The 26,662-nt window shown below is 60.4% G+C and carries 23 protein-coding genes, 1 other RNA gene and 1 pseudogene; 8 read left to right on the top strand and 17 right to left on the bottom strand.

The features are described from left to right. Nucleotides 1–19: 19 nt before the first annotated feature. The 14 genes from L901_RS11290 to L901_RS11225 form a co-directional block, all read right to left on the bottom strand. Complete coding sequence (locus L901_RS11290) at nt 20–1,453, bottom strand: UDP-N-acetylmuramoylalanyl-D-glutamyl-2,6-diaminopimelate--D-alanyl-D-alanine ligase (protein WP_059756651.1); 1,434 nt, start codon at nt 1,451–1,453, stop codon at nt 20–22. Continuing rightward, nucleotides 1,450–2,919: a UDP-N-acetylmuramoyl-L-alanyl-D-glutamate--2,6-diaminopimelate ligase gene (locus L901_RS11285; RefSeq protein ID WP_059756648.1), complete on the bottom strand. Its 1,470-nt coding sequence runs from the start codon at nt 2,917–2,919 to the stop codon at nt 1,450–1,452. Before L901_RS11285 ends, L901_RS11290 begins: the two co-directional genes overlap by 4 nt. A 57-nt stretch (nt 2,920–2,976) precedes the next feature. After that, nucleotides 2,977–4,719 carry a penicillin-binding protein 2 gene (locus L901_RS11280; protein ID WP_003522193.1) on the bottom strand — a complete coding sequence of 581 codons (1,743 nt, stop codon included), beginning with the start codon at nt 4,717–4,719 and terminating at the stop codon, nt 2,977–2,979. After that, the gene (locus tag L901_RS11275; RefSeq protein WP_020811527.1) at nt 4,719–5,273 is read right to left on the bottom strand and encodes a hypothetical protein; all 555 of its coding nucleotides are present in this window, start codon (nt 5,271–5,273) and stop codon (nt 4,719–4,721) included. Before L901_RS11275 ends, L901_RS11280 begins: the two co-directional genes overlap by 1 nt. 1 nt (nt 5,274) lies before the next feature. After that, a complete protein-coding gene (rsmH, locus tag L901_RS11270) occupies nt 5,275–6,300 on the bottom strand; it encodes a 16S rRNA (cytosine(1402)-N(4))-methyltransferase RsmH (RefSeq protein ID WP_003522191.1) in 1,026 nt (341 codons plus the stop codon). 14 nt (nt 6,301–6,314) lie between these two features. Further along, on the bottom strand, nt 6,315–6,755 hold the full coding sequence (gene mraZ / locus L901_RS11265; protein WP_003522190.1) for a division/cell wall cluster transcriptional repressor MraZ: 441 nt from the start codon (nt 6,753–6,755) through the stop codon (nt 6,315–6,317). Between the two features lie 430 nt (nt 6,756–7,185). After that, the gene (locus L901_RS26245; RefSeq protein ID WP_082710594.1) at nt 7,186–7,539 is read right to left on the bottom strand and encodes a type II toxin-antitoxin system RelE/ParE family toxin; all 354 of its coding nucleotides are present in this window, start codon (nt 7,537–7,539) and stop codon (nt 7,186–7,188) included. Nucleotides 7,540–7,628: 89 nt separating this feature from the next. Next, nucleotides 7,629–7,907 (bottom strand): type II toxin-antitoxin system ParD family antitoxin, encoded by a 279-nt coding sequence (locus tag L901_RS11255; RefSeq protein WP_059756642.1) that lies wholly within the window; start codon nt 7,905–7,907, stop codon nt 7,629–7,631. Nucleotides 7,908–8,018: 111 nt separating this feature from the next. Further along, nucleotides 8,019–8,420, bottom strand: an RNA gene (gene rnpB / locus L901_RS11250) — RNase P RNA component class A. Nucleotides 8,421–8,476: 56 nt separating this feature from the next. Next, nucleotides 8,477–9,667 (bottom strand): FAD-binding oxidoreductase, encoded by a 1,191-nt coding sequence (locus L901_RS11245; RefSeq protein WP_059756639.1) that lies wholly within the window; start codon nt 9,665–9,667, stop codon nt 8,477–8,479. A 59-nt stretch (nt 9,668–9,726) separates the two neighbouring features. Beyond that, nucleotides 9,727–10,914 carry an FAD-dependent oxidoreductase gene (locus tag L901_RS11240; protein ID WP_059756635.1) on the bottom strand — a complete coding sequence of 396 codons (1,188 nt, stop codon included), beginning with the start codon at nt 10,912–10,914 and terminating at the stop codon, nt 9,727–9,729. Between the two features lie 92 nt (nt 10,915–11,006). After that, entirely contained in the window at nt 11,007–11,546 is a 540-nt protein-coding gene (locus L901_RS11235; protein WP_003522187.1) for a lytic transglycosylase domain-containing protein, read from the bottom strand. Between the two features lie 247 nt (nt 11,547–11,793). Then, nucleotides 11,794–12,573 carry an N-acetylmuramoyl-L-alanine amidase gene (locus L901_RS11230; RefSeq protein WP_059756632.1) on the bottom strand — a complete coding sequence of 260 codons (780 nt, stop codon included), beginning with the start codon at nt 12,571–12,573 and terminating at the stop codon, nt 11,794–11,796. Continuing rightward, nucleotides 12,570–13,310 carry a DnaJ family molecular chaperone gene (locus L901_RS11225; RefSeq protein WP_003522185.1) on the bottom strand — a complete coding sequence of 247 codons (741 nt, stop codon included), beginning with the start codon at nt 13,308–13,310 and terminating at the stop codon, nt 12,570–12,572. Before L901_RS11225 ends, L901_RS11230 begins: the two co-directional genes overlap by 4 nt. Nucleotides 13,311–13,629: 319 nt before the next feature. Between L901_RS11225 and L901_RS11220 the strand changes: the two are divergent. The 7 genes and pseudogenes from L901_RS11220 (at nt 13,630) to L901_RS11190 (ending at nt 21,280) form a co-directional block, all read left to right on the top strand. Continuing rightward, nucleotides 13,630–14,840, top strand: a pseudogene (locus L901_RS11220) (pyrophosphate--fructose-6-phosphate 1-phosphotransferase). A 52-nt stretch (nt 14,841–14,892) separates the two neighbouring features. Continuing rightward, nucleotides 14,893–15,528 (top strand): LysE family translocator, encoded by a 636-nt coding sequence (locus L901_RS11215; RefSeq protein WP_003522183.1) that lies wholly within the window; start codon nt 14,893–14,895, stop codon nt 15,526–15,528. Between the two features lie 136 nt (nt 15,529–15,664). Continuing rightward, on the top strand, nt 15,665–16,750 hold the full coding sequence (locus L901_RS11210; RefSeq protein WP_059756629.1) for a lytic transglycosylase domain-containing protein: 1,086 nt from the start codon (nt 15,665–15,667) through the stop codon (nt 16,748–16,750). Nucleotides 16,751–16,949: 199 nt separating this feature from the next. Beyond that, nucleotides 16,950–18,200, top strand: a complete 1,251-nt coding sequence (locus L901_RS11205; protein ID WP_059756626.1) for a DUF3419 family protein — start codon at nt 16,950–16,952, stop codon at nt 18,198–18,200. Beyond that, nucleotides 18,197–18,916, top strand: a complete 720-nt coding sequence (locus L901_RS11200; RefSeq protein ID WP_059756622.1) for a class I SAM-dependent methyltransferase — start codon at nt 18,197–18,199, stop codon at nt 18,914–18,916. The genes L901_RS11205 and L901_RS11200 overlap by 4 nt, the downstream gene beginning before the upstream one ends. A gap of 235 nt (nt 18,917–19,151) precedes the next feature. Then, on the top strand, nt 19,152–19,931 hold the full coding sequence (locus tag L901_RS11195; RefSeq protein ID WP_035239183.1) for a GH25 family lysozyme: 780 nt from the start codon (nt 19,152–19,154) through the stop codon (nt 19,929–19,931). 122 nt (nt 19,932–20,053) lie between these two features. Next, a complete protein-coding gene (locus L901_RS11190) occupies nt 20,054–21,280 on the top strand; it encodes a lytic murein transglycosylase (protein WP_003522178.1) in 1,227 nt (408 codons plus the stop codon). 466 nt (nt 21,281–21,746) lie between these two features. On the opposite strand, the gene metF is transcribed toward L901_RS11190, so the two are convergent. From metF to ettA, 3 genes are all read right to left on the bottom strand, one after another. Further along, nucleotides 21,747–22,640: a methylenetetrahydrofolate reductase [NAD(P)H] gene (metF, locus tag L901_RS11185; RefSeq protein ID WP_059756620.1), complete on the bottom strand. Its 894-nt coding sequence runs from the start codon at nt 22,638–22,640 to the stop codon at nt 21,747–21,749. Nucleotide 22,641: 1 nt separating this feature from the next. After that, on the bottom strand, nt 22,642–23,655 hold the full coding sequence (locus L901_RS11180; RefSeq protein WP_059756617.1) for a metalloregulator ArsR/SmtB family transcription factor: 1,014 nt from the start codon (nt 23,653–23,655) through the stop codon (nt 22,642–22,644). A 160-nt stretch (nt 23,656–23,815) separates the two neighbouring features. Beyond that, nucleotides 23,816–25,465, bottom strand: coding sequence for an energy-dependent translational throttle protein EttA (ettA, locus tag L901_RS11175; RefSeq protein WP_003522791.1), 1,650 nt, complete (start codon nt 25,463–25,465; stop codon nt 23,816–23,818). 148 nt (nt 25,466–25,613) lie between these two features. On the opposite strand from ettA, the gene L901_RS11170 reads away from it, so the two are divergent. Continuing rightward, entirely contained in the window at nt 25,614–26,564 is a 951-nt protein-coding gene (locus L901_RS11170) for an alpha/beta hydrolase (RefSeq protein WP_059756757.1), read from the top strand. Nucleotides 26,565–26,662 lie beyond the last annotated feature (98 nt).

Genomic DNA, 26,662 nt, shown 5'->3' with positions numbered 1-26,662 from the left:
GCCCTTTCAAAAGGCTATTTCAGACTTGGCGTTCCGTCTCGGGGAATGCCGGATACTTGTCAAGCAGTGCGGCGACAATCTTGCCGAAACCGAGCCCAAGTGACGATTTTACCATCAGCGCGTCTCCCGGTTGCACCCACTGCAGGGCGAAATCGGTCAGTTCCGCCGTCGTCGGGAACCAGATGACGGTGACGCTGTCGGGCAGCGCATCGCGCAGCGCCGCCATCGCCTCACCCGCCAGCCAGACATGTTCGATACCGGCCGCGAGCAGTGGGCCCGCCAACTCTTCATGCAATTGCGCGGAAAACTCGCCCATCTCCAGCATGTCGCCGAGAACGGCGACGCGCCGACCGTGACCCTGCGTTTCCGTTTCCGCCAGCACGGCAATCGCCGCGCGCATGGAAGCAGGATTGGCATTGTAGCTTTCATCGATCAGCAGGAAGGTCCCGCCGTTGATTGCCAGCTGATGGCGCTGGCCGCGCCCCTTTACCGCCTCGAGCGTTCCCAGCGCCTCGAAGGCGCGGTCGAGATTGGCGCCGGTGACGGCAACGGCGCCCAGCACGGCCATGGCGTTATCGGCAATGTGCCGGCCGGGAATATTGATGTGCAATTCGCTGGTTTCGCCGTTCAGGATCGCCCAGATTGTCGAGCCCGTCGTCGTGCTCTCGAAATCCGCGAGGCGGAAATCCGCCTTGGCATGCTGCCCGAAGGTGAGGATATGTTCGATGCCCTGTTCCTGGGCCGCTTCTTCAAGCTGTTCGAACTGGGCGTTATCGCGGTTGAGAATGACGGAACCGCCCTCCTCCAGACCCTCGAAAATCTCCGCCTTGGCGGCGGCGATCTCCTCGATGTTTTTGAAATTGCCGAGATGGGCCGGCGCTATGGTCGTGATGATCGCCACATGCGGGCGCACCAGTTTCACCAGCGGCCGGATTTCGCCGGAATGGTTCATGCCGATTTCGAACACGCCGAATTCCGTGTCCGCCGGCATGCGCGCCAGCGTCAGCGGCACGCCCCAATGGTTGTTGAAGGAAGCCACCGCCGCATGCACCCGGCCTGAAGGGGCGAGCGCCTGCCGCAGCATTTCCTTGGTCGTGGTCTTGCCGACCGAACCGGTCACCGCAATGATGCGCGCCGACGTTCTTTCACGCGCCGCGACGGCGAGCTTGCCAAGTGCGGCAAGCACGTCTTCCACCACGATCATCGGCACGGTCAGGCGGCCGAGCGCCGGCAGCTTGGCCTCGGCAACGACCAGAAGTCCCGCCCCGTTCGCAACGGCGAAGCTGGTGTAATCATGACCGTCCACCCGGTCGCCCTTGATGGCGAAGAACGCTTCGCCCGGCTTGACCGTCCGGCTGTCGATGGAAATGCCGGTGATTCCGGTCGGCAGGTTGCCCACGGGGCGTCCTGCCGTGATGGCGATCATGTCGGCGACTGTCCATAACCAGCTCAAATCTTGGATCCTTCCAGCCCTGCCAGTGCAGCGCGCACCTGTTCATGATCGGAAAACGGCAGCGTTACCGAACCGACGATCTGCCCCTCTTCATGCCCCTTGCCCGCGACGATCAGCGTATCTCCATGCGAAAGCAGCGACACCGCATGGCGGATAGCGTCCGCCCTGTCGCCGATTTCCAATGCGCCGGGCGCTGCCGCCATGACTTCGGAACGGATCGTTGCAGCATCTTCCGAACGCGGGTTGTCGTCGGTGACGATGACGATGTCGGAAAGCCGCGTCGCAACATCGCCCATGATCGGGCGCTTGCCCTTGTCGCGGTCGCCGCCGCAGCCGAAGACGGTGATGATGCGGCCCGAGGTGAAGGGCCGGACCGAGGTGAGCACATTTTCCAGCGCATCCGGCTTGTGGGCGTAATCCACATAGGCAAGCGCACCGTTCTTCGTCTGGCCTACGAGTTCCAGACGGCCGGCGGCGCCGATCAGCTTTTCAAGCGCCTTCAGCGCGGTTGCTGCGGGAACGCCGGTGGACATGGCAAGACCGGCTGCGACGAGAGCGTTCGCAACCTGAAAATCACCCGCCAATGGGATGTCGACTTCATAAATCTCACCGTCATGATGCACTTCGATCATCTGCTTGTGACGGAAGTGCTCGACACGCTTCAGGGCCAGATATTCGCCCTTGCGACCGACCGTGCGCACATCGAGACCGGCTTCGCGCGCCGCGCGGATCGCCTGTTGCGACCATGGATCGTCGGCGAAGATCACGGCGGGAGCGCCCTTTTCCATCAGCGTATCGAAGAGCCGCATCTTCGCGGCCATATAATCCTCGACGGTCGGATGATAATCCATGTGGTCGCGGCCGAGATTGGTGAAACCGGCGGCTGCCAGCCTCACTCCATCGAGACGGCGCTGGTCGAGACCATGGCTGGACGCCTCCATCGCCGCATGCGTCACACCTTCGGCCGCAAGTTCGGCCAGAAGCGCATGCAGCGTTACCGGATCGGGCGTGGTGAGCGCGCCGTAATCCTCGCGGCCGGGTGCAATCACACCTGTCGTGCCGATCTGTGCGGCGGCATGGCCGGCGAAAGCCCAGATTTGCCGCACGAAGGAAGCAACGGACGTCTTTCCCGCGGTGCCGGTGACGGCGACCATGGTTTCCGGCTGTTTTCCATAAAAACGGGAAGCGGCAAGGGAGAGATAGAGGCGTGGATCGGTGACCGAAAGCACCGGCACATCGGCATCCAGCGCGTGTCCGGAAACGACGGCGACCGCACCCTTGGCAACCGCGTCCTTCACATAGGCCGCGCCATCCGCCCTGGTGCCCGCAACCGCCACGAACAGGCTGCCGGGCGCAGCCTTGCGGCTGTCTGCGGTGATCCCCCCGATTTCGATCGCCCCGATCTCAGACAGGAGCAATTCTTTCAATTCCGGAAACGCATTTCCGGATATATCTCGCAAATTCATCGACTGTGTCCGTCTTGTCCCCCCGGCGCGAATCGCCGGAACATCATAAGCTAACAATCAATAAGACACGAGCAAGGCCGAGCCATCCTTGCCGAACTTCGGCTTCACGCCCAGCACGGCCGCCGTGCGGGTGATGATATCGCGCACCATCGGCGCTGCGGATGTGCCGGCGAGTGCCGCGCCATTGCCCTTGTCCGTCTTCGGCTCGTCGATGAAGGACAGCACGACATATTGCGGATCGTCCATTGGAAAGGCCGAGAGGAAGGCGTTGAAGTTCTTGTCGTGCACGTAGCGGCCGTTGACGACCTTGTCGGCCGTGCCGGTCTTGCCGCCGACGTTGAAACCATCGACGCGCGCGTTGCGGCCCGAACCGTTGACACCGTTCCACTCGAACAGGAAACGCATGTCCTTGCTGGCGCCCGGTTTCAGAACCTGCTTGGCCACCTGATCGGCCTGTTCGCGGGTGCGCGGCAGGAAAGTCGGTTCGATCAGTTTGCCGCCATTGACGAGTGCAGCGCCGGCAACCGCCGTCTGCAGCGGTGTCGTGGAAACACCGTGGCCGAAGGAAATGGTAATCGAGTTGATCTTCTTCCATTCGCGCGGCTGCGACGGCAGCGCCACTTCCGGCAATTCGGTCTGCATGCGGGTCAAAAGGCCAAGCCGGGTGAGGAATTCCTTGTGGCCTTCCGTTCCCACCGTGTCGGCAATCTTGGCCGTACCGATGTTGGAGGAATACTGGAAGATTTCCGGCACCGAAAGCATCCGGCCCTTGCCGTGGAAGTCCTTGATGGTGAAACCGCCGATGCGGATCGGATAACGCGCATCGAAGGTATCGCCGAGACGAACGCGGCCCGAATCGAGACCCATGGCAATCGTGAAGGACTTGAATGTGGACCCCATTTCGAACGTGCCGTTCGACATGCGGTTGAGCCAGCCTTCCTTGGCGCCTTCCGCCGGGTTGTTCGGATCGTAATCCGGCACGGAGGCCATGGCGAGGACTTCGCCGGTATGCACGTCCAGAACCACCGCGCCGGCGCCGATCGCCTGGAACTTGGTGATGGCCGAGGTCACGACTTCGCGGACAATGGACTGCACGCGCAGATCGATGGAAAGCTTCACCGGCTCCAGCGGCTGGTCGCTGGTCATGCCGAGCGCCGTCAGATCGGCAAGGCCCTGGCTGTCGACGTAACGTTCCATGCCGGCAACGCCGCGATTGTCGATATTGACGTGACCGACGACATGCGCGGCGGTCGGCCCGCCGGGATAAAAGCGGCGCTTTTCCGGGCGGAAGCCGACGCCTGGAATGCCGAGCGCCAGAATCTGGCTCTGCTGCTTCGGCGTCAACTGGCGGCGCAACCACTGGAAGCGCGAATTGGAGGAAAGCTTCTGATAGGTGCTGCGCTGGTCGAGATCCGGCAGAACCGTCCGCAGCTTCTCGATAGCCTCATCGATATCGACGATGCGGTGCGGTTCGGCAAACAGCGAAACGGTGCGAATATCGGTGGCCAGCACCTCGCCATTGCGGTCGAGAAGATCGGGACGCGACGCCATCAAGCGGTCGGCGGGTGCGATGCTCGACACCGTTTCCTGCTCCGCCATGCCATATTGCACGAGACGCCCGCCAACGACGGCGTAAAAGGCCACGAAACCGAAAATGATCAGGCCGACACGGCTTTTCGCCTGGGCGGCGCGCTTCTTGCGCGCGCCTTCAAAGGCCGCATGATCGGTGTAGACGCCGGTGGTGCTGGCGGAAAAATGAGCCTTGCTCTTCAAAACCATGACGCGGGAGAGAAAAGACATCAGCGGTTCACCGATCCTGTTATCGTGTCATCCATGTCGTCGGTTTCATCGCCCGCGACGGCGGAGACGGCCGGAGCCGCTGTGGGACGGGAAACACGCGCCCGGGGTGTCGGAACCGGAGTGCCGTTGACGGCAATCTGGCCCGCCGGCGGTGATTTCTTTTTGGTGGCCGCACCAAGCGTCGCACCCGGCTTGGAACCGTTGACGGCGGCGGCAATGACATCCTCGACGCTCATGCCTTCCGGCTCGGGCGGCTGCGGCAGTTGCGAGCGCAGCATGGGCAGTTCGCGCGGCTGCGCCAATTGCGTCGGCAGCGTCGGCGAAAGGCCAAGCTCGTCCTGATAGGCATTCACGAGCCGGTGCAGACGGTTCGGCTGCGTCAAGAGCGCCCAGTCGGCCCTCAAAAGATCGATCGTATCCTTCTCAAGCTTGATCTCGGCCTCCAGCTTGCGGACCTCCTCAAGCTTCAGATCGGCCTTGTGCTTGATCGAATAGGTCACGACGGCCGCAGCGACCATCACACCCATCAAGATGACATCGAAAGTGCGCAGCATATCAGCCTCCCATCTTTTCAAGGCTGGCGAGATCGGGAAGCTCGAAGATCGAATAATCCGCCGCGCGCGCCGGTGCGGTCGTGCGCAGACCGGCCCGCAGTTTCGCGGATCGGGCACGCGGATTGAGTTCCGCCTCCTCATCGCTGGCGGCGATCATCGGCTTGCCGATATTATCGAAAATGGCGGGCTTGTCCTCCACCATCGGCAGGTGCCGGGAACCGGCGGCCTTGCCCGAACGGTCGGAGAAGAATTTCTTGACGATACGGTCTTCCAGTGAATGGAACGTGACGACGACCAGCCGGCCGCCGGGTTTCAAAACCTGCTCGGCGGCAAAAAGCGCCTGCGCCAGCTCGCCCAGCTCGTCATTGACGAAAACGCGCAGCGCCTGAAACACCCGCGTTGCGGGATGAATCTTGTCTTTGGCCTTACGCGGCGTGACGATTTCGATGAGGCCCGCCAGATCGCGGGTGGTGCGGAACGGCTCTTCCGCCCTCTTCTTCTCGATGGCGCGGGCGATGCGGCCCGGCTGCTTTTCTTCACCGAGAAAACCGAAGATGCGGATCAGATCGCTGACCTTCGCACGGTTGACGACATCGGCCGCCGAAACGCCGGAACCCGACATGCGCATATCGAGGGGGCCGTTTTTCTGGAAGGAAAAACCGCGCTCGGCCTCGTCGATCTGCATGGAGGAAACGCCGATATCCAGAACGACGCCATCGAGCCCGCCTTGCGGGGCATGCTTCGCGAGATCGGAGAATTGCGACTGGATGAGGCTCAAACGGCCGCCATTGGCGGCAACCATCGCCTGACCGCCGGCGATCGCGGTCGGATCGCGGTCGAGCGCGATGACATCAGCGCCCTGATCGAGAATGGCCTGGGTGTAGCCGCCGGCGCCGAACGTGCCGTCGAGAATGATCTTGCCGGATGATGGCTCCAGCGCGGCAATGACTTCGCGAAGCAGGACCGGTATGTGACGCTGAGGTCCGCCATCGGCATCAGAAGATCGTCCGCCAGAATTCGCCGCCATTCCGTGTCCCCGTCCTAGGCGGGGCGAGCAGCCGAAAAACCGCGCCCCGCTCTTGCTTCCGCCTGCGCCGCCAAAAACGCATTCGGTTGCCAAAGCTGAAAATGATCCGCCCGTCCGACGAAGGTGACCTCGGTGGATATGCCGGTGAATTCCCGCACGAAATCCGTCACCATCAATCGACCTTCCTGGTCGAGCTTCATGAAAACGCCGCCGCCGTGAACCAGCAGCGACATCGCGTTCGCCTCGGGCGAGAAGGCATCCATCGACGCAATCTGCCGCTCGTAGCGCTCCAGCAAATCCGGACCGCCGACACTGATGGCCGGAAAGGCGAAATCCTGAAGACAATAAAGCTCCTGAATGCCGCGCCTGACCAGCACCGAACGAAACGGAGACGGAACCGAAACGCGCCCCTTGGCGTCGATCCTGTTCGTCACGTTCGATAAAAAGCGGTCCATTACTCAACTCGCCAAAACCGCATTCCGCAAAGCGAACCATCCACTTTGCAGACGACACCGGTACGCACGACACATCGCCAAGCGCCAGGGCGACGTGCCCTGCAGCAGCCCCTCGTAGGCTCCTCACTCGTTTCAGCGATTGCGGGTCAAAAACACGACCCAATGTGGTGTGCATTTGGGATATCATGGGACACTATGGGCGTCAATGGGAGAAGCCGGCACGATACCGACTTCGCATCGGAAATTCATAAGCCGTTAAGTTTAACGAATGGTTTACCGGGGCGCGCGGCGATACGCTTTCACGGCACGGGAAGACGCGGTGAATGCGCTGTTTTTCTTTGTAAAAACAAGGAAATGGCCACATTATCCGGCTTCACGGGCAGATGGGTCAGGTCGTCAACGTCAGAAAATAATGGAATCGATGAGAAGCTCAGTCACGATGGTTTCCATCGCTGCGCTCTATATCCGCATTCTCGGGGCGCAGTGCTTCCTCATCAAACTCCTGGCCTTTAGCCAGAAGACGCAGAACAACCACATCGTCCTGCTCCACCACAAAAGCGACACTGGCGCTGCGTTCAAAACCGATTATGCGGAGTCCCACACGCAGTTCGTTACGCACCGAGCCCCGTTCGGGAAAGACATTCAAAGTTGAAAGAAATATGCCGATGCGATCAATGTACCGATCTGCGACAGCGGACGACCCTGATTTGCCGGCGATATTTCGATGGATATGCACCAGATCGGTCTGCGCTTCGGGTGACAGGCGCACAACGTAATACTTCATTTAAAAGCGTTTCCAGCAAAAACATGCGGCAACTTGGCATTACGAATTGCATAAATATAAATAGATAAAGGGCTTCCGAGAGGTGGGAGCTACGTGCGCCCCTCACCCTTGGCAATACGCGCCCTGACCTCAGCCAAACCTTCACTGAGAGGCTTGGCCCTGCCCGGATCTGCTTTGTGAGCATCGTATGCGGATGTCACCTCTTCCTGCAACCACCGCTCCACGGCCGCATCGCGGGCTGCCAGGGTGCGAAGGCCATCACGGATAACCTCGCTCTCCGTCGCATATTCGCCGGAAGCGACCTTTGCCTTGACCATTTCCGCCATTTCCAGGGGAAGTGTGATGCTGAAAGCTTGGGTGGTGCGCATGGTTTTCGCCTTTCATTCACCCTTGTATCACACGGTATGATTTAATCATACACATTCCTGATTATCCATGGGGCAAGCGGCATGTACGAGCCGCCGCAAGATCGAGGAAAATTCGCCAGTTGGCCTGTAAGCCGGGTTCTGTATGGCCCCGGTTTGACCCGGAACGTGGCAGCCATTCATCTGGGACGGCATTTGCATGCCGCCTCGCGCAACCCACCCGGATGACGGGCCTGGAAACCGGCTGTGAACGGGCTTTCGCCCGCCCCATGTCATCCCTATTCGGTCTTGCTCCCGGTGGGGTTTACCTTGCCGCCGCTGTTACCAGAAGCGCGGTGGGCTCTTACCCCACCCTTTCACCCTTACCATGCGATGCATGGCGGTTTGCTCTCTGTGGCACTTTCCCTGGGGTCGCCCCCGCCGGACGTTATCCGGCACCGTATTTCCGTGGAGCCCGGACTTTCCTCACCTTACCGTCTTTCGACATTGGTAAAGCGCGGCTGCCCGGCCAACTGGCATGGGCTGCATAACCATGTTCCGAGGCGAAAGCCACCGAAAAGCGCAGGTAAGGATCAAAGAAATGCCGGCTTGAAATCCGTCGAAAAGGCGCCGTCGGCGATTTTTCCGTCTCGCAGCAGCAGAGCGCCGAGCCGTCCGATCTCATCGGAACTCTTGGCGGCCGTACCGTTGCCGCCGGTCAGAACCGCAATCTTCGGCGAGGCGGTGAAGCCGATGGCCGGATAACCGCTTTGCGTTTTGGAGACGACGCAGGCGGCCATCGAGACACGCGAGAGATCGATGGAAGGCACCAGCGATCCGACGATCTCAGAGAGATGATCACGCACGCTTTCGCGTCCGCCGGAGCGGAACCATTCCCGGATTTCCGGGTCGCTGCCGAGCCTCTTGTCGTCGGGATCGCCACCGATCTTCAGATAGAATTTGCCATCCGGATAGCGCACCGGCGGCAGAAGATAGATATGTTTCGTCGTGTCGCGCGGCTCATAGATCAGCGACGGCATGTCCGCATATTGATCCAGATCGCCCTCATCTACCTCGAAGAACGCGACGGTGCGTGCATAGACATCGAGGGCCACCGGCTGCGGCAGCAGATCTTTCGTGATCGAGAAGCCGCCGGCCGCCACCAGCACCCGATCTGCGGTATAAACCTCACCCGAGGCCGTATGAACCGATGCCCGGCCACCCTCTTCCCGCGCCGAGACGACGATATCGTCAATGAGCGTGACACCCGCCTTTTCAGCGAGAACAGCCTGCGCCTTCACCAGCCCACGCGGATTGACGTATCCGGCATTGTTTCTCTCGAATACCCCCTCGCAACCCGGCTCGAAGGAGAAATAGGGAAAGCGGCTTTCGAGGTTTTCCCCGTCCAGCAGTTCCGTGGACACGCCGAGCCGAGCCGCCGCCTTGCGGACATCGTCGACAAAAGGATTATCGCCGCCCCGTTCGGGCCCCACCATCAGGCAGCCGACCGGCGCATAAAATTCAACGCCGCTTCTGGCGGCAATATCGGCGTAACGCGCTATCGAGCGGTTGGCGAGCAGCGCCCAGTCGGCATCACCATCGATGGTGCGGGTAATCCGCGCCTCGTCATAGTGACTGGCGAAGACGCCCCGATGCGATTTGATGTCGGCCGGTTCGCCGGGGCCGATCAGCGCGACGCCATCCACCGTTTCGGCCAGATGGCGGGCGGCAGCTGCCCCCATCATGCCGCGACCCACGACGATGTATTTGAAATGTCCCGACATGCCGCCCTCTTCACCCGCTCACTTCCATCGCAACCTTGTAGCTGCTTCGCCCCTGAATGTCAGACGAAAACCGGCGACATTTCGGCGGCGAATTCATCCTCGGTCAACTGACCGTTCAAAAGCAGCATCGCGCCCAGCCGGCCGATTTCGTCCGAAGATTTGGCGGAGACGAAATTACCGCCGGTCAGAACCGCGATATTGGAGGATTGCGTATAGCCAATATAGGGATAGCTGCTGCGGGTGATGGAGGCGACACAGGAGCCTGAAGTGACCGGGCAGCCGGCAAGCTCCGGCATCAAGGAGAGCGCCCGCTTTTTCAGAAACTCCACCTCACCCGGCGTGCCGTCCGAATGGAACCAGTCAACCGCGTCAGTGAGCGTTTCAAGCCTGCCCTTTTCGCTCTCGCCGCCGATCTTCAGATAGACCTTGCCATCGGGATAACGCACCGGCGGCAGGATATAGACGATGTCGTCCTCGGTCTCCGCCAGTACGATGGTGGAAGGCATCGCACCGAACAGCGCCTGCCGCGCCTCATCCAGCTCGAAAAAGACGATGGTGCGGCCCGTGGCCGCCATATCGACCGGAGAAGGCAGAAGCTCGGCCATGTTGGTGAACCCCCCGGCCGCTACGATGAGTTTTTCAGCCGTATGAACCGCCCCTTCTCGAGTGGAAACCTCGACGCCATGGGAAGTATCGCGAATATGCGCCGCCGTCTGGCGCACAAGCCGCGCGCCCTGTGCGACGGCAATCGTGCATTGCGCCTTCACCAAGGCGCGCGGATTGACGTGGCCGGCATATTGCGCCTCGAAATAACCGCTATGGTCGGCCGGCAGGGAGAACATCGGAAACCGGCCAGCCAGCGCATCAGTGCCGAGTGTCTCTACACCGAGACCGAGACGGTCGGCCGAGGCAAGCGCGCGCGAGACATAGTCCCCCGCAAGCCCCTTGCCGTTTCCGGTGAACAGGCAGCCCGCTTCCGTAAAAAAGCGGATGCCGCTTTTGGCCTCGATCTCCGCATAACGGCGGATGGAGCGCTGCGCGAGTTCCGCCCAGACCGGATCGCTATCAAAACCGCGGGTAATACGCGCTTCGTCGTAATGGCTCGAAAACACACCCTGATGGGTCTTGCGATCGGCGGGTTCGTCCGGGCCGATCAGCGCCACGCCATCCGTTTGCACTGAGAGATGCCGCGCCGCAGCCGCTCCCATCATTCCGGCCCCGACGACGATATATTTGAAATCCGGCATGCCATGCTCCGTATCAGATTTGCTTCTGACTACAGCATGCCGGGCCGAACCGGAATCGCTTTTCGCAATTCCGCAGACGATCGATGGCGGCCTCAGCCGGCCAGCAGCGCCTGCACCTTGCCGCAATAACGCTTAGACACCGGGTTCATCCGGGTGGCGCCATGGCCTGCATTGTAACGCAGGATCGTGCTACACACCTGGCCGCCGCCAAGCTGATGCGCCGTCGCCAGATATTGCATGCCCCAGCGAATATTGGTCTCGGGATCGTAGAGCGCCTTGGTCGTGCCGCGATAGCCCATCATCCGCGCCGTCGCCGGCTTGATCTGCATCAGCCCGACCTCGCCTGCGCTGCCGCGGGCTTTCGGATTGAACTTGCTTTCCACCGAAACCACGGCATGCGCCAGATTGGTGGGAACGCCGTAACGCTTGGCATATTTGACGATCAGATCGGAATAGTCGTTCCTGAGCGAGGATGGCAGGCTCTTTTCGGGAATGGGATAACCGGGCTTGCGGAAGAAGGTCTCCAGCGTCACGGTTTTGGTCTTGACGTCCTCGTCTTTGGCAAAAGCAATCCCCGCCTGCGAAGCGAGCATAACAACGCCCGCCACGACAGCAACAACAACCCTGTTCATATGTAGAAAAAGTCTCCAGATCGGATGACAGAAACAATGAAGCGACACAAATAATCTGCGCCCGGAAAGTCGATCACGACCTTCCGCTGTCCGGTCTCCTTGATTGATATTGACGGCAGGTTCCCCTGAAGAACGACACCGCATGCAGTGACGTTCTTAAACTTCCTCAATGCGGATTAACTGTGGCACGGTAAAAAAAGCGACTTGAACGGCAAGAAAATCGGGAACGATTTTCCAGAATTCGCGTTCAGGCGGCCGAAAATCTCGGCAGGCTGGAGATAAGCCGATGCAACGTGTCGATGGTGGAGAAATCCGCGATGCCATCCACCAGAGCGGGACGGAAATGCCGCTGGAAGGCAGCCACGGCGCCTTCGGTTTTCTCGCAATAAGCGCCTGTAATTTCAACGCCATAACCATAGATGGACAGCATCGACTGCAGCGCTTCGACCGGCTGGCCATGATCGCCGCGCTGGAAAAAGCGGCCGCCACGGATCGGCGCAGGCTCCACCCAATGGCCGACACCGTGCTGCGACAGGATGTCCCACGGGAATTTTTCACCCGGATCGACCTTGCGGATCGGCGCGACATCCGAGTGCGCCAGCACCCTTTCCGGGGCGATAGACCAGCGCTGGCCGCAATCGCGACACAATTCGATGACGGCTTGCACCTGTTTCTTCGGAAATTCCGGCAGGCCGCCGGGATGGCCCTGATTGGCGATCTCGATGCCGATGGAGCGGGAATTGATGTCCTCATCCCCCGCCCAGATGCTTTTGCCCGCGTGCCAGGCACGGCGGGTTTCAGGAACCATCTGAATGACGCGCCCGTCTTCGAAGACGAAATAATGGCTGGAAACCTGACTTTTCGGATTGCAGAGCCACGACAGCGCGCCGTCGGCCGTCGTCATGCCGGTATAGTGCAGCAGGATAATATCGGGGCCGGCCACACCCAGCCTTTCGCCATGGTTAGGCGAAGGCGCAACGGCTGCGCCCCCGAAATCCGGGGTAAAATCCGGCAGACATTCACTCATGCGACGCGGCGTTCTTTCTCGATGGCCGCATAGGCGGCGTTGAGAGCCGCCATACGCTCATTCGCGGCCGCATGCAATTCCATGGGAACGCCGCGTGCAATGAGCTTGTCAGGATGGTGTTCGGCAACCAGCGAACGGTAACGCCGGCGAATATCGGAAAAATCGTCGGAAGGCGAAACGCCGAGCACGCGATAGGGGTCGCGCCCGTCCATATGGACATGCCGCGCCATGATCGTTTCGAAGTGATCTTCGGTGATACGGAAGATTTCCGCGATCCGGCCGAGGAAGGCCAGTTCCCGCTCATGGATCAGCCCATCGGCCTTGGCGATGTGGAACAGGCCGTCGATGACGCTTTCCAGCATCTCGCAATTGGCATGTCCGGAACCGCACAGACCGGCAAGCCGCTCCGCATAGGCCTCGTAACCGGCAACGTCCTGACGGGCGAGATTATAAAGACGGGCGACGTTCTTGGCTTCTTCTTCCGGAAAATCGAAGATTTGCCGGAAGGCGCGCACCTCGGCATCGTTGACGACACCGTCGGCCTTCGCCATCTTGGCGGAGAGCGCGATGATGGCCACGGAAAAGGAAACCTTGCGGCGCGTTTCCGGATCGCCCTCGAAAAGGGTGCGGATGGCTTCCACAACGCGCCCGAGCGCACCGCCTGCCGCGTCGCCGATTGCGCCGAGCAGACGTTCCCACAGGGATGAAATTTGCAGACAGGCGAAATCGAACATCATGCGACAAGCATGACGGGATATTGCCGCGAATGCAATATGTCCAGCCGACCGGCGGCATTAACTTTTATTCATCTTTGCGACAGTTTTGCTTCAGGAACAAGAGAGCCGCAGACGATGGGGCCATGGTTTTCCACAGACGACGGGGAGCCGGCCACCGGCTATGCCGATTGAAACGATTATATTCCGCCACTTTGCTCAAGCCGCTGAAAAACCGCGAGAAATCGGCGTTTTTCTTCATAAATTCACTTTACACCTACACGCGGCTGTCGCATCCATTTGCCAGACATGTCTTTGGGTATATGTGAAAAGGAGAGCCATGATGGCCAAACAGAAAGTCGCAATGCTGACCGCGGGTGGCCTTGCGCCCTGTCTCTCTTCGGCCGTGGGCGGCCTGATCGAGCGTTATAGCGACATTGCGCCTGATATCGACATCGTGGCCTATCGCTCCGGTTATCAGGGCGTGCTTCTGGGTGACCGTATCGAAATCACCAAGGATATGCGGGAAAAGGCGCATCTGCTGCACCGTTACGGCGGCTCGCCGATCGGCAACAGCCGCGTCAAGCTCACCAATGCCGCCGATTGCGCCAAGCGCGGTCTGGTCAAGGAAGGCGACAATCCGCTTCGCGTCGCGGCTGACCGGCTGGCGGCTGACGGCATCACCATTCTCCACACCATCGGCGGCGACGACACCAACACGACGGCTGCGGACCTTGCCGCCTATCTCGGCGCCAACGGCTACAATCTCACCGTTGTCGGCCTGCCGAAGACGGTGGATAACGACGTTGTGCCGATCAAGCAATCGCTCGGCGCCTGGACGGCCGCCGAAGTCGGCGCGTCCTTTTTCGACAATGTCAGCAACGAGCAGAGCGCAGCACCGAAAACCTTCGTCATCCACGAAGTCATGGGCCGCCATTGCGCTGGCTGACGGCCGCCACCGCCCGCGCCTATATCCAGAAGACCAGCGGCAATGACTATGTCGAAGGCCTGATGATGAACACGCAGATGAAGAACATCGACGGCATCTACCTGCCGGAAATGGCCTTCGACATCGAGGCGGAAGCCGAGCGCCTGAAGGAAATCATGGACAGGAACGGTTATGTCACGCTGTTCGTTTCCGAAGGTGCGGGCCTCGATTCCATCGTCGCCGAACGCGAAGCCTCCGGCGAGGCTGTCAAGCGCGACGCTTTCGGCCATGTGAAGATCGACACCATCAATGTCGGCGGCTGGTTCCAGAAGCAGTTCGCCAGCCTCATCGGTGCGGAACGCTCCATGGTGCAGAAATCAGGCTATTTCGCCCGCTCCGCCGCCGCCAATGGCGACGACCTGCGCCTCATTCAGGGCATGGTCGATCTCGCCGTCGAAAGCGCGCTCAACAAGGTCTCCGGCGTCACCGGCCATGACGAAGACCAGAATGGCAAATTGCGGACCATCGAGTTTCCGCGTATCAAGGGCGGAAAGCATTTCGACCTCTCTGCAAAATGGTTTACCGAAGTGATGGAACACGTCGGTCAGCCGTTCACAGCGGCCTGATTTTACGATAGGCTAAAATAATACGGCGACAGGGAGGGCAAGGAGGAAGAGAATGTCTGGACAGGCCTGGCTGATTTTTTGTGCAGCATGTGCCGTTGTGTTCGCACTCCCCTCTCCCCTTGTATTCTCTGTCGCCTCCTATGCCGCCATTCGCGGCAAAAAGACGGTCTTCGCCTCCGTCATCGGCGGCGCGCTCGGCATTGTCACGGCCATGACGATTTCCGCCATTCCGGTGGCCGGTCTCGCCTGGCTGCCGCAATCCTTCGTGGAAATCGTGCAATGGGCCGGCATCGGCTGGCTGATGCTGTTCCTCCTGTGGACCTTCGCCACGCCTGCCGCCCAGGCCGCCAATGCCGATAATGACAACCTGCCGGGCAAATCCTGGAGCGGTATTTTCCGCGATTGTTACGCCATTGCCGCCCTGCGCCCGCGCTACTTCGCTTTCTTTCTGGCGTTGCTGCCGCAATTCGTGTCCACCTCCGGCAATGCAATTGAAACGCTTGCCATGGCGCAGGCCGCCATCCTGCTTCTGGCGCTGGTGATTCTGACCGCGCAGGCGCTGTTTGCCGGGCCTACTCTGGCGATGGTGCGCCGCATGTCAGGCGATAAAAAAATCCGGCCGAAATACCGCACCCACTTCATTTCCGGCCGCGCCGTCAGCGCCGGATACAGGCGCATCGCGGCCTGAAAAATCGCCCGAAAGCCGGGGAGAAACGTCCCGGCTTGCCGCTATCCTTACAATAGGTTAATGAAGGCTCGACGGGACACTGCCTGCTTCGCTCGACGCGGGGGTATCGAAAGACAGGCATAACGAAGGCGGCAACATGCGAAATTCGGGAAAATTCCGCGGAAGAAGTGTACTTCTTCTGTCTTCCACCGTGGGTCTGGCACTGGCATTGAGCGCATGCACCAGCGTCGAATATACCGCAAAGGAAGGGCCGAACGGCCCGAAGATCGCAACAGTCAATCCCGCGACCACTCCTGCGCAAACATCGGCGCAGCCGGCAACGGCCGAAGCAGCAGCGGGCGCGACCCCGGCAGCAGCAGCAACGGTGCAGACCGCCGAAACCGCAACCTCTTCCCAGCCTGCAGCACTTCCCACCGCCGTCGCCGTTAAGGGCGGACGCGTGGCGCTGCCGCCGGCTTCTGAAATTGCTGCAGCCGCAGCCATCGCCGCCCAGATGCAACCGCAGCAGAACGAAGTCGCCCAAGCTGGTGTGACGGCATCTGCGCCGACCACAGCCACGGCACTCGCACCGACAAGCGCCACTCCGGCGGCCGCAGCCATCGAAACGGCTGACGTGGCGGCCAAGCCGGCTGCCCACAATGCCGCTGCCGATCTGCCGCAGGTGGTTGCCGTCAAGGGCAGCTTCCCGCCCGCACCGCCGCCGCCCGGTTCGCCCTCCATCGGCACCGAGCTGACGGCCGAACGCAAAGTCATTCCGCTGCCGAAGCCGGACAGTACGGTTCTGGCCTATGCCGCCGGCCCGACCAACGCCGCGCTTGCCGCCATCCGCCAGAACGAATCGATGACGACGCCGCTCAATTCGGCCCCGGCCGGACGCGAAAAGCTGAGCGGCCTTATTACCAAATACGCCACCATGTATGATGTGCCGGAAGATCTGGTTCACCGCGTGGTGCGGCGCGAAAGCATGTATAATCCCGGCGCCTATAGCAGCGGCAATTTCGGCCTGATGCAGATCAGGCACGCCACGGCTCGCTCCATGGGCTTCGATGGCCCCGCCTCCGGCCTGTTCGATGCCGAAACCAACCTCAAATACGCCGTCAAATATCTGCGCGGCGCATGGGTTGTGGCGGGCAACGACCGCGATAACGCGGTCCGGCTTTATGCGCGCGGTTATTATTACGACGCCAAGCGCAAGGGCATGCTGCACGTTCTGCGCAAGTGATGGCCTCCGGCTCCGTTATGCGAATGCAACCGCGCGGCTTTTCTTAAGCCGCCGGGTGTTTTCATTTCGTCATCCTGATTGGGCGGCGCGGGCTGGTTTTCCACCGACACCCCTATTCCCCGCCTTTGCCCACAGCCCCTGTCATCAAATTGTAGTGTCACGGCTGTAGACGCCTCTCAATCGACTGAGAGGTGAACATATGACGAGTGCGGCACCCAAGACCGGCTTCAGCAAGAACACGAAACTGAAGTCCGCATTGCTCCAGCACAAGGCACTCTCCAAAAGCGGTCTGTCCGAGCGCTTCTTCGGCGTCCTCTTTTCCGGCCTCGTCTATCCGCAGATATGGGAAGACCCGGAAATCGACATGGAAGCGATGGAGCTTGGCGAAGGTCATCGCATCGTCACCATCGGCTCGGGCGGCTGCAACATGCTGGCCTATCTCTCCCGCAATCCGGCCAGCATCGATGTCGTGGACCTCAACCCGCATCACATCGCGCTGAACAAGCTCAAGCTCGCCGCCTTCCGCCATCTGCCCGCCCATCAGGACGTGGTGCGCCACTTCGGCCGCGCCAATACGCGCAGCAACAGCCACGGTTACGACCGCTTCATCGCCGAGCATCTCGACGCCACGACCAAGGCTTACTGGTCGAAGCGCACCCTTTCCGGCCGCCGCCGCATCTCTGTCTTCGACAGGAATATCTATCGCACCGGCCTGCTCGGCCGCTTCATCGGCGCCGGCCATCTCATGGCCCGGCTGCACGGCGTGAAGCTCACCGAAATGGCCAAAACCCGCACGCTGGACGAACAGCGCCAGTTTTTCGACAGCAAGGTGGCGCCGCTGTTCGACAAGCCGGTCGTGCGCTGGCTGACGAAGCGCAAAAGCTCGCTGTTCGGCCTCGGCATTCCGCCTCGCCAATATGACGAGCTGGCCAGCCTTTCCGCCAATGGCACGGTTGCATCCGTGCTCAAGGAGCGGCTGGAAAAGCTCGCCTGCAACTTCCCGCTCAGCGACAATTATTTCGCCTGGCAGGCCTTTGCGCGCCGTTATCCCGAACCGCATGAGGGCGCGCTGCCCGCCTATCTCAAGCCGGAATATTACGAGACGATCCGCAACAACACCGCCCGCGTCGCGGTTCACCACGCCACCTATACCGAACTTCTCTCCAGAAAGCCGGCAAGCGCCGTCGACCGCTATATCCTCCTCGATGCGCAGGACTGGATGACGGACACACAGCTCAACGAATTGTGGTCGCAGATCAGCCGCACCGCCGCATCGGGCGCGCGCGTCATCTTCCGCACCGCGGCCGAAAAGAGCGTCATCGAAGGCCGGCTTTCACCCGATATCCGCAACCAGTGGGTCTATCTCGAAGAGCGCTCCAATGAGCTCAACGCCATGGACCGCTCGGCCATCTACGGCGGCTTCCATATCTACCAGAGGGCTATGGCATGAAAACCATCGGCGAGAATGTAGGCCTTGCAGACAGCGCGCATGCGAGCCTGATGGACCGCATGTATCGCCACCAGCGGCATATCTACGATATCACCCGCAAATATTACCTTCTCGGCCGTGACCGGACCATTTCCGGCCTCGATGTGCCGAAGGGCGGCACGCTGTTGGAAGTCGGCTGCGGCACCGGCCGCAACCTGCTGCTGGCCAGCCGCAAGTTTCCGCAGGCGAGACTGTTTGGCCTCGACATCTCCGCCGAAATGCTGCTGACCGCAGCCGAGAATTTCGCCGGCAAGGCGGAACGCCCCATTCTGCGCGTGGCCGATGCCTCCGCTTTTCGCTCCTCCGAATTCGGCCAGCCCGACGGCTTCGACCGCGTCATGATCCCCTATGCGCTGTCGATGATACCGGACTGGGAAAAGGCCATCGAACAGGCGCTCACGGCGCTGAAACCCGGTGGCTCGCTGCATATCGTCGATTTCGGCCAGCAGGAACAATTGCCGAAGTGGTTCCGCACCCTTCTGCAAGCCTGGCTTACCCGTTTCCACGTCACGCCCCGCGCCAATCTTCGCTATGTTCTGGCCAATATGGCCGGCCGTTTCGACGGTAATCTCGAATTCGAGGAAATCGCCCGGGGTTATGCCTGGCGGGCTGTCATCACGCTTCCGGTCGCCGAAGCGCAGCAGCCGAAAATCCACCGCATCTTGGCCGACGCCTGATTCCCGCAGGATTGCGAAACCCGTCTGCACGCCTGTGGCGTAGCCTTGAAGGCTCCGCCCGGCGAGGTTTCAGCAGTAAAAATCGCAAATCGCTTCAAATCCAGCGGCTTGCGAGATGCAAAAAATCACCTTGCCCCTTGCCATAACCGCTTGTTTACCATGTTATGCGTAAATCGGGAGATACGGCGCGCCGTTTTGCGGCCGCGGGATGGGCAACACTTTCATCAGGGTTTCAATGCGGCTGCGTTTATCGGCACTATTGTCGGCTTTGCTGTTGATCGGCGGCTGCACCTCCACCAGCTATGACCTGCTGGAAACCGCATCCGTTTCCAGGCCGAAATTTTCCGATACCGATCCGCAGGATTTCGGCACGAACAACCCGCACCGCCATGAGGTGCACGGCATCGACGTTTCCAAATGGAATGGCGATGTCGACTGGCCGACCGTGCGCAAATCAGGCGTGTCCTTCGTCTTCATCAAGGCGACGGAGGGATCGGATCGCATCGATCCGAAATTCGGCGACCATTGGCGCAGCGCGGCGGCGGCAGATGTTCTGCACGCGCCCTACCACTTCTATTATTTCTGTTCGACAGCAGACGCCCAGGCCGACTGGTTCATTCGCAACGTGCCGAAGGAAGCCGTCACCCTGCCCCCGGTTCTCGACGTGGAATGGAACCCGGCCTCGCCCACCTGCAAGACGCGCCCGGCGCCCGGCATCGTTCGCGCCGAGATGCAGCGTTTCCTCGACCGCATCGAAGCCCACTATGGCAAGCGTCCGATCATCTATACCTCGGTGGACTTCCACCGCGACAACCTCGTCGGTCAGTTCAAGGATTACCATTTCTGGGTCCGCTCCGTCGCCGCCCATCCAGCCAAGATCTACGAAGATCGCAAATGGGCCTTCTGGCAATATACTGCAACCGGCGTCGTGCCCGGCGTGAACGGTCCGACCGACATCAATGTCTTTGCCGGCACGGAGAAAAACTGGCGGAAATGGATTGCTTCCGCCAAATAACACGGCCAAGAAGCAACACTTTTGAAAAATCGGCGTTGTTCTGCAGCGTCAGATCATTCGGTCCGTTTTTTTGTCGCAAACATATGGGTAAAGCGGGCTAACAACCTATCGAGGAAATTCCCATGCCCACGTTCCGGTCGCGCAGCATCGTTTTTGCCGCCGCTTTGTCGCTTCTTTCCACCGGCTCCGCCCTCGCCACACCGCCAGTGGCCGCGCCCGATGATCCCAAGCAGGTTGCCTGCGGCGGCGATCTCGGTGCATTTCTCGAAGGCGTGAAAGCCGATGCGCTTGCCAAGGGCATTCCGGCCGATGCGATCCAGAAGGCGCTTGCCGGCGCGCAGATCGACCCGAAGGTGCTTTCGCGTGACCGCGCCCAGGGCGTCTTCCGCCAGACGTTCCTGGAATTCTCCCAGCGCACCGTCAGCCAGGCCCGTCTGGATATCGGCCGCAAGAAACTTCAGGAACTCTCCTCCACCTTCGCCCGCGCCGAAAACGAATTCGGTGTACCGGCCGGCGTCATCGCCGCCTTCTGGGCCATGGAGACGGATTTCGGCGCCGTTCAGGGCGATTTCAACACCCGCAACGCGCTGGTGACCCTCTCGCATGATTGCCGCCGCCCGGAACTCTTCCGCCCGCAGCTGCTGGCGCTGATCGAAATGGTCCAGCACGGCGATCTCGATCCCGCCGCCAATACCGGCGCATGGGCCGGTGAAATCGGCCAGGTGCAGATGCTGCCCAAGGACATCATCGCCTTTGGCGTCGACGGCGATGGCGACGGCCACATCAACGTCAAGAGCAGCGCCCCGGATGCGATCCTGACGGCTGCGAAGTTCATCCAGCATCTCGGTTTCAAGAAGGGCGAACCCTGGATTCAGGAAGTCTCGCTGCCGGAAAACCTGCCCTGGGAAAAATCCGGCCTCGGCGGCCCGCTGACCGCGGGTGACTGGTTCGCGCTGGGCGTCACCCCGCGCGACGGCAACAGAAACTTCGCCACCCTGCCCGCTGCCCTCATCATGCCGCAGGGACGCAAGGGACCGACCTTCATCACCTATCCGAACTTCAACATCTATCTGGAATGGAACCAGTCGTTCATCTACACGACCTCGGCCGCCTATTTCGCCACCCGCCTCATGGGCTCTCCCGTCTACAACAAGGGCAACCCGGAGCCCGGTTTCGATGATGCGACCATGAAGGAGCTTCAGACCAAGCTCGAAGCGCGCGGACACAATGTCGGCAAGGTGGATGGCATTCTCGGTTCCGGCACCCGCGTCGCCATCCAGAAGGAGCAGCAGCGTCTCGGACTGCCCGCCGATGGCTGGCCTTCGACCGCCCTTCTGCAGGCGCTTTAAGCAATCTTAACGGCGCCTTCCGGCCCTTAATCTGTCGGACGGAATCAAGGCATAAAGTGTTAATCTCGACCTGATGACTGGGGATAACACCCCGGTCATTTACTTTTTTTAAACATATGAAGCACTGCGTGATAAGAAAATAATCTTTTATTTTCAAATAATTACAGAAATTTCTTTTTTATGTCGCCTGGAGACGTGCTGCACTGCATCACAAAAACCGCTTTTCAACTGCCACAAAACGGTCATATTATCGAACCTGTCAACAAGAGGAGGCACCCATGGGACTTACAAAATCTCTCAATGCCTTGGCAGTCGGTTTGGCGTTTTTGTTCGTAGCGATGATGCTTTTCATCTGACGAGACGTGAAGACCAAACGCAGATAAGAACCGTAGATGACACGAGTTTAAAAAGCGCAGGCCCTGAGGGACCTGCGCTTTTTTCATGTCGGTAATCCGCTCTGGTAAAATCAGGCGGCGCTGCGGCGCAGACGCTCCAGCCCGAGATTTTCAAGCACTGCATCGACCAGCGGCGCGCGGTTCATGGTGTAGAGGTGGAACTCATTGATACCACGCCGCTGCAGATCGGCGATCTGCTCGGCGGCAACCTCCGCGGCCACGCGGGCGCGACCTTCCAGATCGTCGTCATAACCTTCGAAACGCTCATCCAGAAAACCGGGAATGCTGGTGCCGCAACGGCCGGCGAAACGCTTGAGCTGGGTGAGGTTCTGGATCGGCATGATGCCCGGAACCACCGGAATGGTGATGCCCGCAGCCGTCACCCGGTCCATATAGCGCTCGAACACGTCATTATCGAAGAAGAACTGCGTCAGGGCCCGCGTCGCGCCATTATCAGCCTTGCGCTTCAGCATATCGATATCGACCGCCTCGCTTGCGCTTTCCGGGTGCTTTTCCGGATAGGCCGACACGGAAATCTCGAAATCGGCAATTTCACGCAGCCCCTTCACCAGAGCGGCAGCGTTCTCATACCCTTCCGGATGCGGCTTATAGGCCGTGCCGATGCCAGTGGAGGGATCGCCGCGCAGCGCCACGAAATGACGAACGCCGGCATTGCGAAACTCTTCGATGACCTGATGCACATCCTCACGGCTGGCATCCACGCAGGTCAGATGCGCGGCGGTCGCCAGATGACTGTCACCGATCATGCGGCGCACCGCATCCAGCGTCGGCGCCTTGGTGGAACCGCCAGCGCCATAGGTGACGGACACGAAATCCGGGTTCCATTTCTTCAGCTCGGCAACCGTTTCCCAGAGCTGGGTTTCCATCTCGGGATTCTTGGGCGGGAAAAACTCGAAAGACAACCGGATATCGCCATTTTGGCGCGCGGTTTCCGACCTCAACATATCATGCCCTCCCGGCAGCAAGTAAAACGGCCTCTTGCACCACATCGTCTGCCATCAGCAGCCGCTGGTCACGGGCAACCCATATCGTCACGTCCAGAGCTTCGTCGGACGCTTTTTCAGAATGAAGATCGACGGCGCGCTCCAGAGAAAGCCCGGCCTTCTTCAGCCATTCTTCCATCAGCGGATGCGAGAAACCCAGCCGCACATGCGCATGCTCGTCGCGCAGATATTCGAAGGAATGCGGCGCCAGATCGATAACGATCAGCCGCCCGCCGGGGCGCAGCATGCGCGCGGCTTCGGAAAGCGCAATCTCCGGCTGGTCGAGGAAATGCAGGACCTGATGGATGACGATCAGATCGAAATCCTGCCCTTCCAGCGGCAAATTCAGAATATCGCCATGGCGAACCGAGGCATTGACCACGCCCGCCTTGTCGAGATTGGCGCGCGCTACCGAGAGCATGTCACGGCTGGCATCGACGCCGATCGCGCGGCGATAGATACCGCTCAGAAGCTGTAGGATGCGGCCGGTGCCGGTGCCGAGGTCGAGCAGCGAATCGACCGGCGTGGTGCCCACCAGCTTCAGGAGCGCGCCTTCCACGGCCTCGTCGCTGACATGCAGGCGGCGCAGCTCGTCCCAGGCGGAGGCATTGCGGCTGAAATAATCCTGCGCCCGCTCCGCCCGCACCCGCTTGACGGTTGCAAGCCGCTCGCTGTCACGCTGGAGAACGGCATCGGAGGGCGATGCGGCGCCAAGCAGCTGCCGGACCACAATGGCGGGCTCACCATCCTGCCGCAAACGAAAATAGGCCCAGGCGCCTTCCTGATAACGCTCGATCAGCCCCTCTTCCGTCAAAAGCTTGAGGTGGCGGGAGATGCGCGGCTGCGACTGGCCGAGAATTTCGGTAAGGTCGGTGACCGTCAGATCGCCGGCCGAAAGAAGCGCCAGCAAGCGAAAGCGCGTCGGCTCACCCGCCGCCTTCAGAAGATCCACCAATTTGTCCAGACCGAACGCCACTCTGCCGCGCCTCGCAAGCTAATCAAGATATAAAGATATCTTTATGTCGATGTGGCGTTCGATGCAAGCGCAAAGTGTTCCGTGAGGCGATCATGTCCACTTATTACACGGAAAAAGGCCCGCTTTGCGGCGGGCCTTTCTGAAGGGATCCGGAAAAGGATCAGCGCGTCAGGCGCTTGTAGCTCACCCGGCCGGGCTTGATGCTTTCCGGGCCGAGGCGGCGGACCTTGTCCTTTTCGTAGTCTTCGAAGTTGCCTTCGAACCATTCCACATGGCTGTCACCCTCGAAAGCGAGGATGTGGGTGGCCAGGCGGTCGAGGAACATGCGGTCGTGGCTGATGATAACGGCGCAACCGGCGAAGGCTTCCAGCGCTTCTTCGAGTGCTGCCAGCGTTTCCGTATCAAGGTCGTTGGTCGGTTCGTCGAGTAGCAGAACGTTGCCGCCGGCCTTCAGCATCTTGGCGAGGTGCACGCGGTTACGCTGACCGCCCGAGAGATTGCCGACCTTCTGCTGCTGATCGCCGCCCTTGAAGTTGAAGGCGCCGCAATAGGCGCGCGAGTTCACTTCGAACTTGCCGAGCTTGATGATGTCGTTGCCGCCGGAGATTTCCTCCCAGACGGTCTTGTCACCCGCCAGCGTATCGCGGCTCTGGTCGACATAACCGAGCTGAACCGTCTCACCAACCGTGACCGAACCGCTATCGGGCTTTTCCTGACCGGTGATCATCTTGAACAGCGTGGACTTACCCGCACCGTTCGGACCGATGACGCCGACGATGCCGCCGGGCGGCAGCTTGAAGGAAAGATTTTCGATCAGCACGCGGTCGCCATAGGACTTCGTCAGGTTGTCGGCTTCGATGACGACGCGGCCGAGACGCTCTGCAACCGGAATGACGATCTGCGCATCGCCGGGACGGCGGTTTTCCGCTGCTTCCACCAGCTCGTCATAGGCCTTGATACGTGCCTTGGATTTCGTCTGGCGAGCCTTGGGGCTGGAGGCGATCCACTCGCTTTCGCGGCTGATGGCCTTCTGGCGCGAGGCGTCTTCACGGGCTTCCTGCTGCATGCGCTTGGCTTTCGCCTGCAGGTAAGCGGAATAGTTGCCTTCGTAAGGAATGCCGCGGCCACGGTCGAGCTCGAGAATCCAGCCCGTGACGTTGTCGAGGAAGTAGCGGTCGTGGGTAATCATCATCACGGCGCCGGGATAGTCGCGCAGGTGCTTTTCAAGCCAGGCGATGGTTTCCGCATCGAGGTGGTTGGTCGGTTCGTCGAGCAGCAGCAGGTCCGGCTGTGACAACAGCAGGCGGCAAAGCGCCACGCGGCGGCGTTCACCACCTGAGAGACCTGTTACGGCCGAGTCGCCGGGTGGGCAACGCAGCGCGTCCATGGCCATTTCGACCTGGTTTTCGAGGTCCCAGAGATTCTGGCTGTCGATGATGTCCTGAAGCTTCGCGCCCTCATCCGCCGTTTCGTCGGAATAGTTCATCATCAATTCGTTGTAGCGGTCGACGATGGCCGTCTTGCTCGCCACGCCTTCCATGACGTTTTCCATCACGGTCTTGTTTTCGTCGAGCTTCGGCTCCTGCTCGAGATAACCGAGCGTCGCGCCTTCAGCCAGCCAGGCCTCGCCGGTATATTCCTTGTCGAGACCGGCCATGATTTTCAGAACAGTCGACTTACCGGCGCCGTTCGGGCCGAGGATACCGATCTTGGCGTCGGGGTAGAAGGAGAGATGAACGTTCTCCAGAACCTTCTTCGCGCCATAGGCCTTGTTCAGTCCGGCCATGTGATAGATGAATTGACGTGCCATTGTAGCGAATGCTCCACATCGGATTTTTAAGAGTACGTATCGGGAAATTTGCCGCTATGTAGGGTAAATAGGACCTTGGGGCAACCTCTGGCACGATTATGACCCCATGATTATGACAAGGGATGTGATGGCAGGGACAGGCGCGATCATGAATGAAACGACCGACGACTTGGCCTTCAGCCGTATTGAGAGGCTGGAAGCCCCCTCCGGCGCATCCATCGCCTTTCGCCACCAGCCCTCCGCTCTTGCCACTGCGCGCGGCGTGCTGATGATCTGCCACGGGCTGGTTGACCACGCGGGCCGTTATCGTCGGCTTGCGGATGTGATGTCGAAGCAGGGTTTCGAAGTCTATGCCCACGACCATCGCGGCCATGGCCGCACGAGAGCGGCGGATGCACCTCTCGGCCGTTTTGGCTGGAACGACGGTGCGGAAAAGGTCGTTGCCGATGTCATGGCGATGCGCCGGATGGTCGGCGAAAGGCATCCCGGCCTGCCGGTAATCCTGTTCGGCCATTCCATGGGCGGCCTCGTGGCGCTCAACACCGCTGTCAGCCATCCGGATGCCTTCGACGGCCTGTCCATCTGGAATTCCAACCTCAATCCCGGCCTCATAGGCCGTGTCGCGCAGGTTCTGCTGCGGCTGGAAAAAATGCTGAAAGGCTCGGATGTGCCGAGCGCCATTCTGCCGAAGGCAACCTTCCGCGTGTGGAATGCGAAAATGCCGGAAAGGCGCACCCATGCCGACTGGCTGAGCCACGACAGGGCGGCGGTGGACGCCTATGTGGAAGACCCGCTCTGCCAGTTCGAGGCGAGCGTTTCCCTGTGGCAGGATGTCTTCGAACTCTCCTATCGTGCACCGAAACTCATCGAGCGCCTGCCAAAAAACCTGCCGCTTCTGCTCGTCAGCGGCGACCAGGACGCGGCGACCAATGACGGCAAAGAGATCGTCTGGCTGGCGGAGCGTTTCCGCGAGGCAGGTTTCAGCAATGTCGAGCAGACGATCTACAAAGGCATGCGGCACGAGACGCTCAACGAAATCGGCTGGCAGCCCGTCGCGGCGGATTTTGCCGCCTGGTGCGGCCGCGTCGTCGGCGATTGAGGCGGCCTTTGCCGAAACGGAATAAGTCCATGAGATAAAATCACATGCGACGCGGCAAGCAGCGGTCTATAAACCGGCAGACACAAAATACCGGGGGA

It is taken from the genome of Agrobacterium sp. D14 (assembly GCF_001526505.1).
Lineage (GTDB): Bacteria > Pseudomonadota > Alphaproteobacteria > Rhizobiales > Rhizobiaceae > Agrobacterium > Agrobacterium leguminum.
This window is presented reverse-complemented; position numbering and strand designations above follow the sequence as displayed.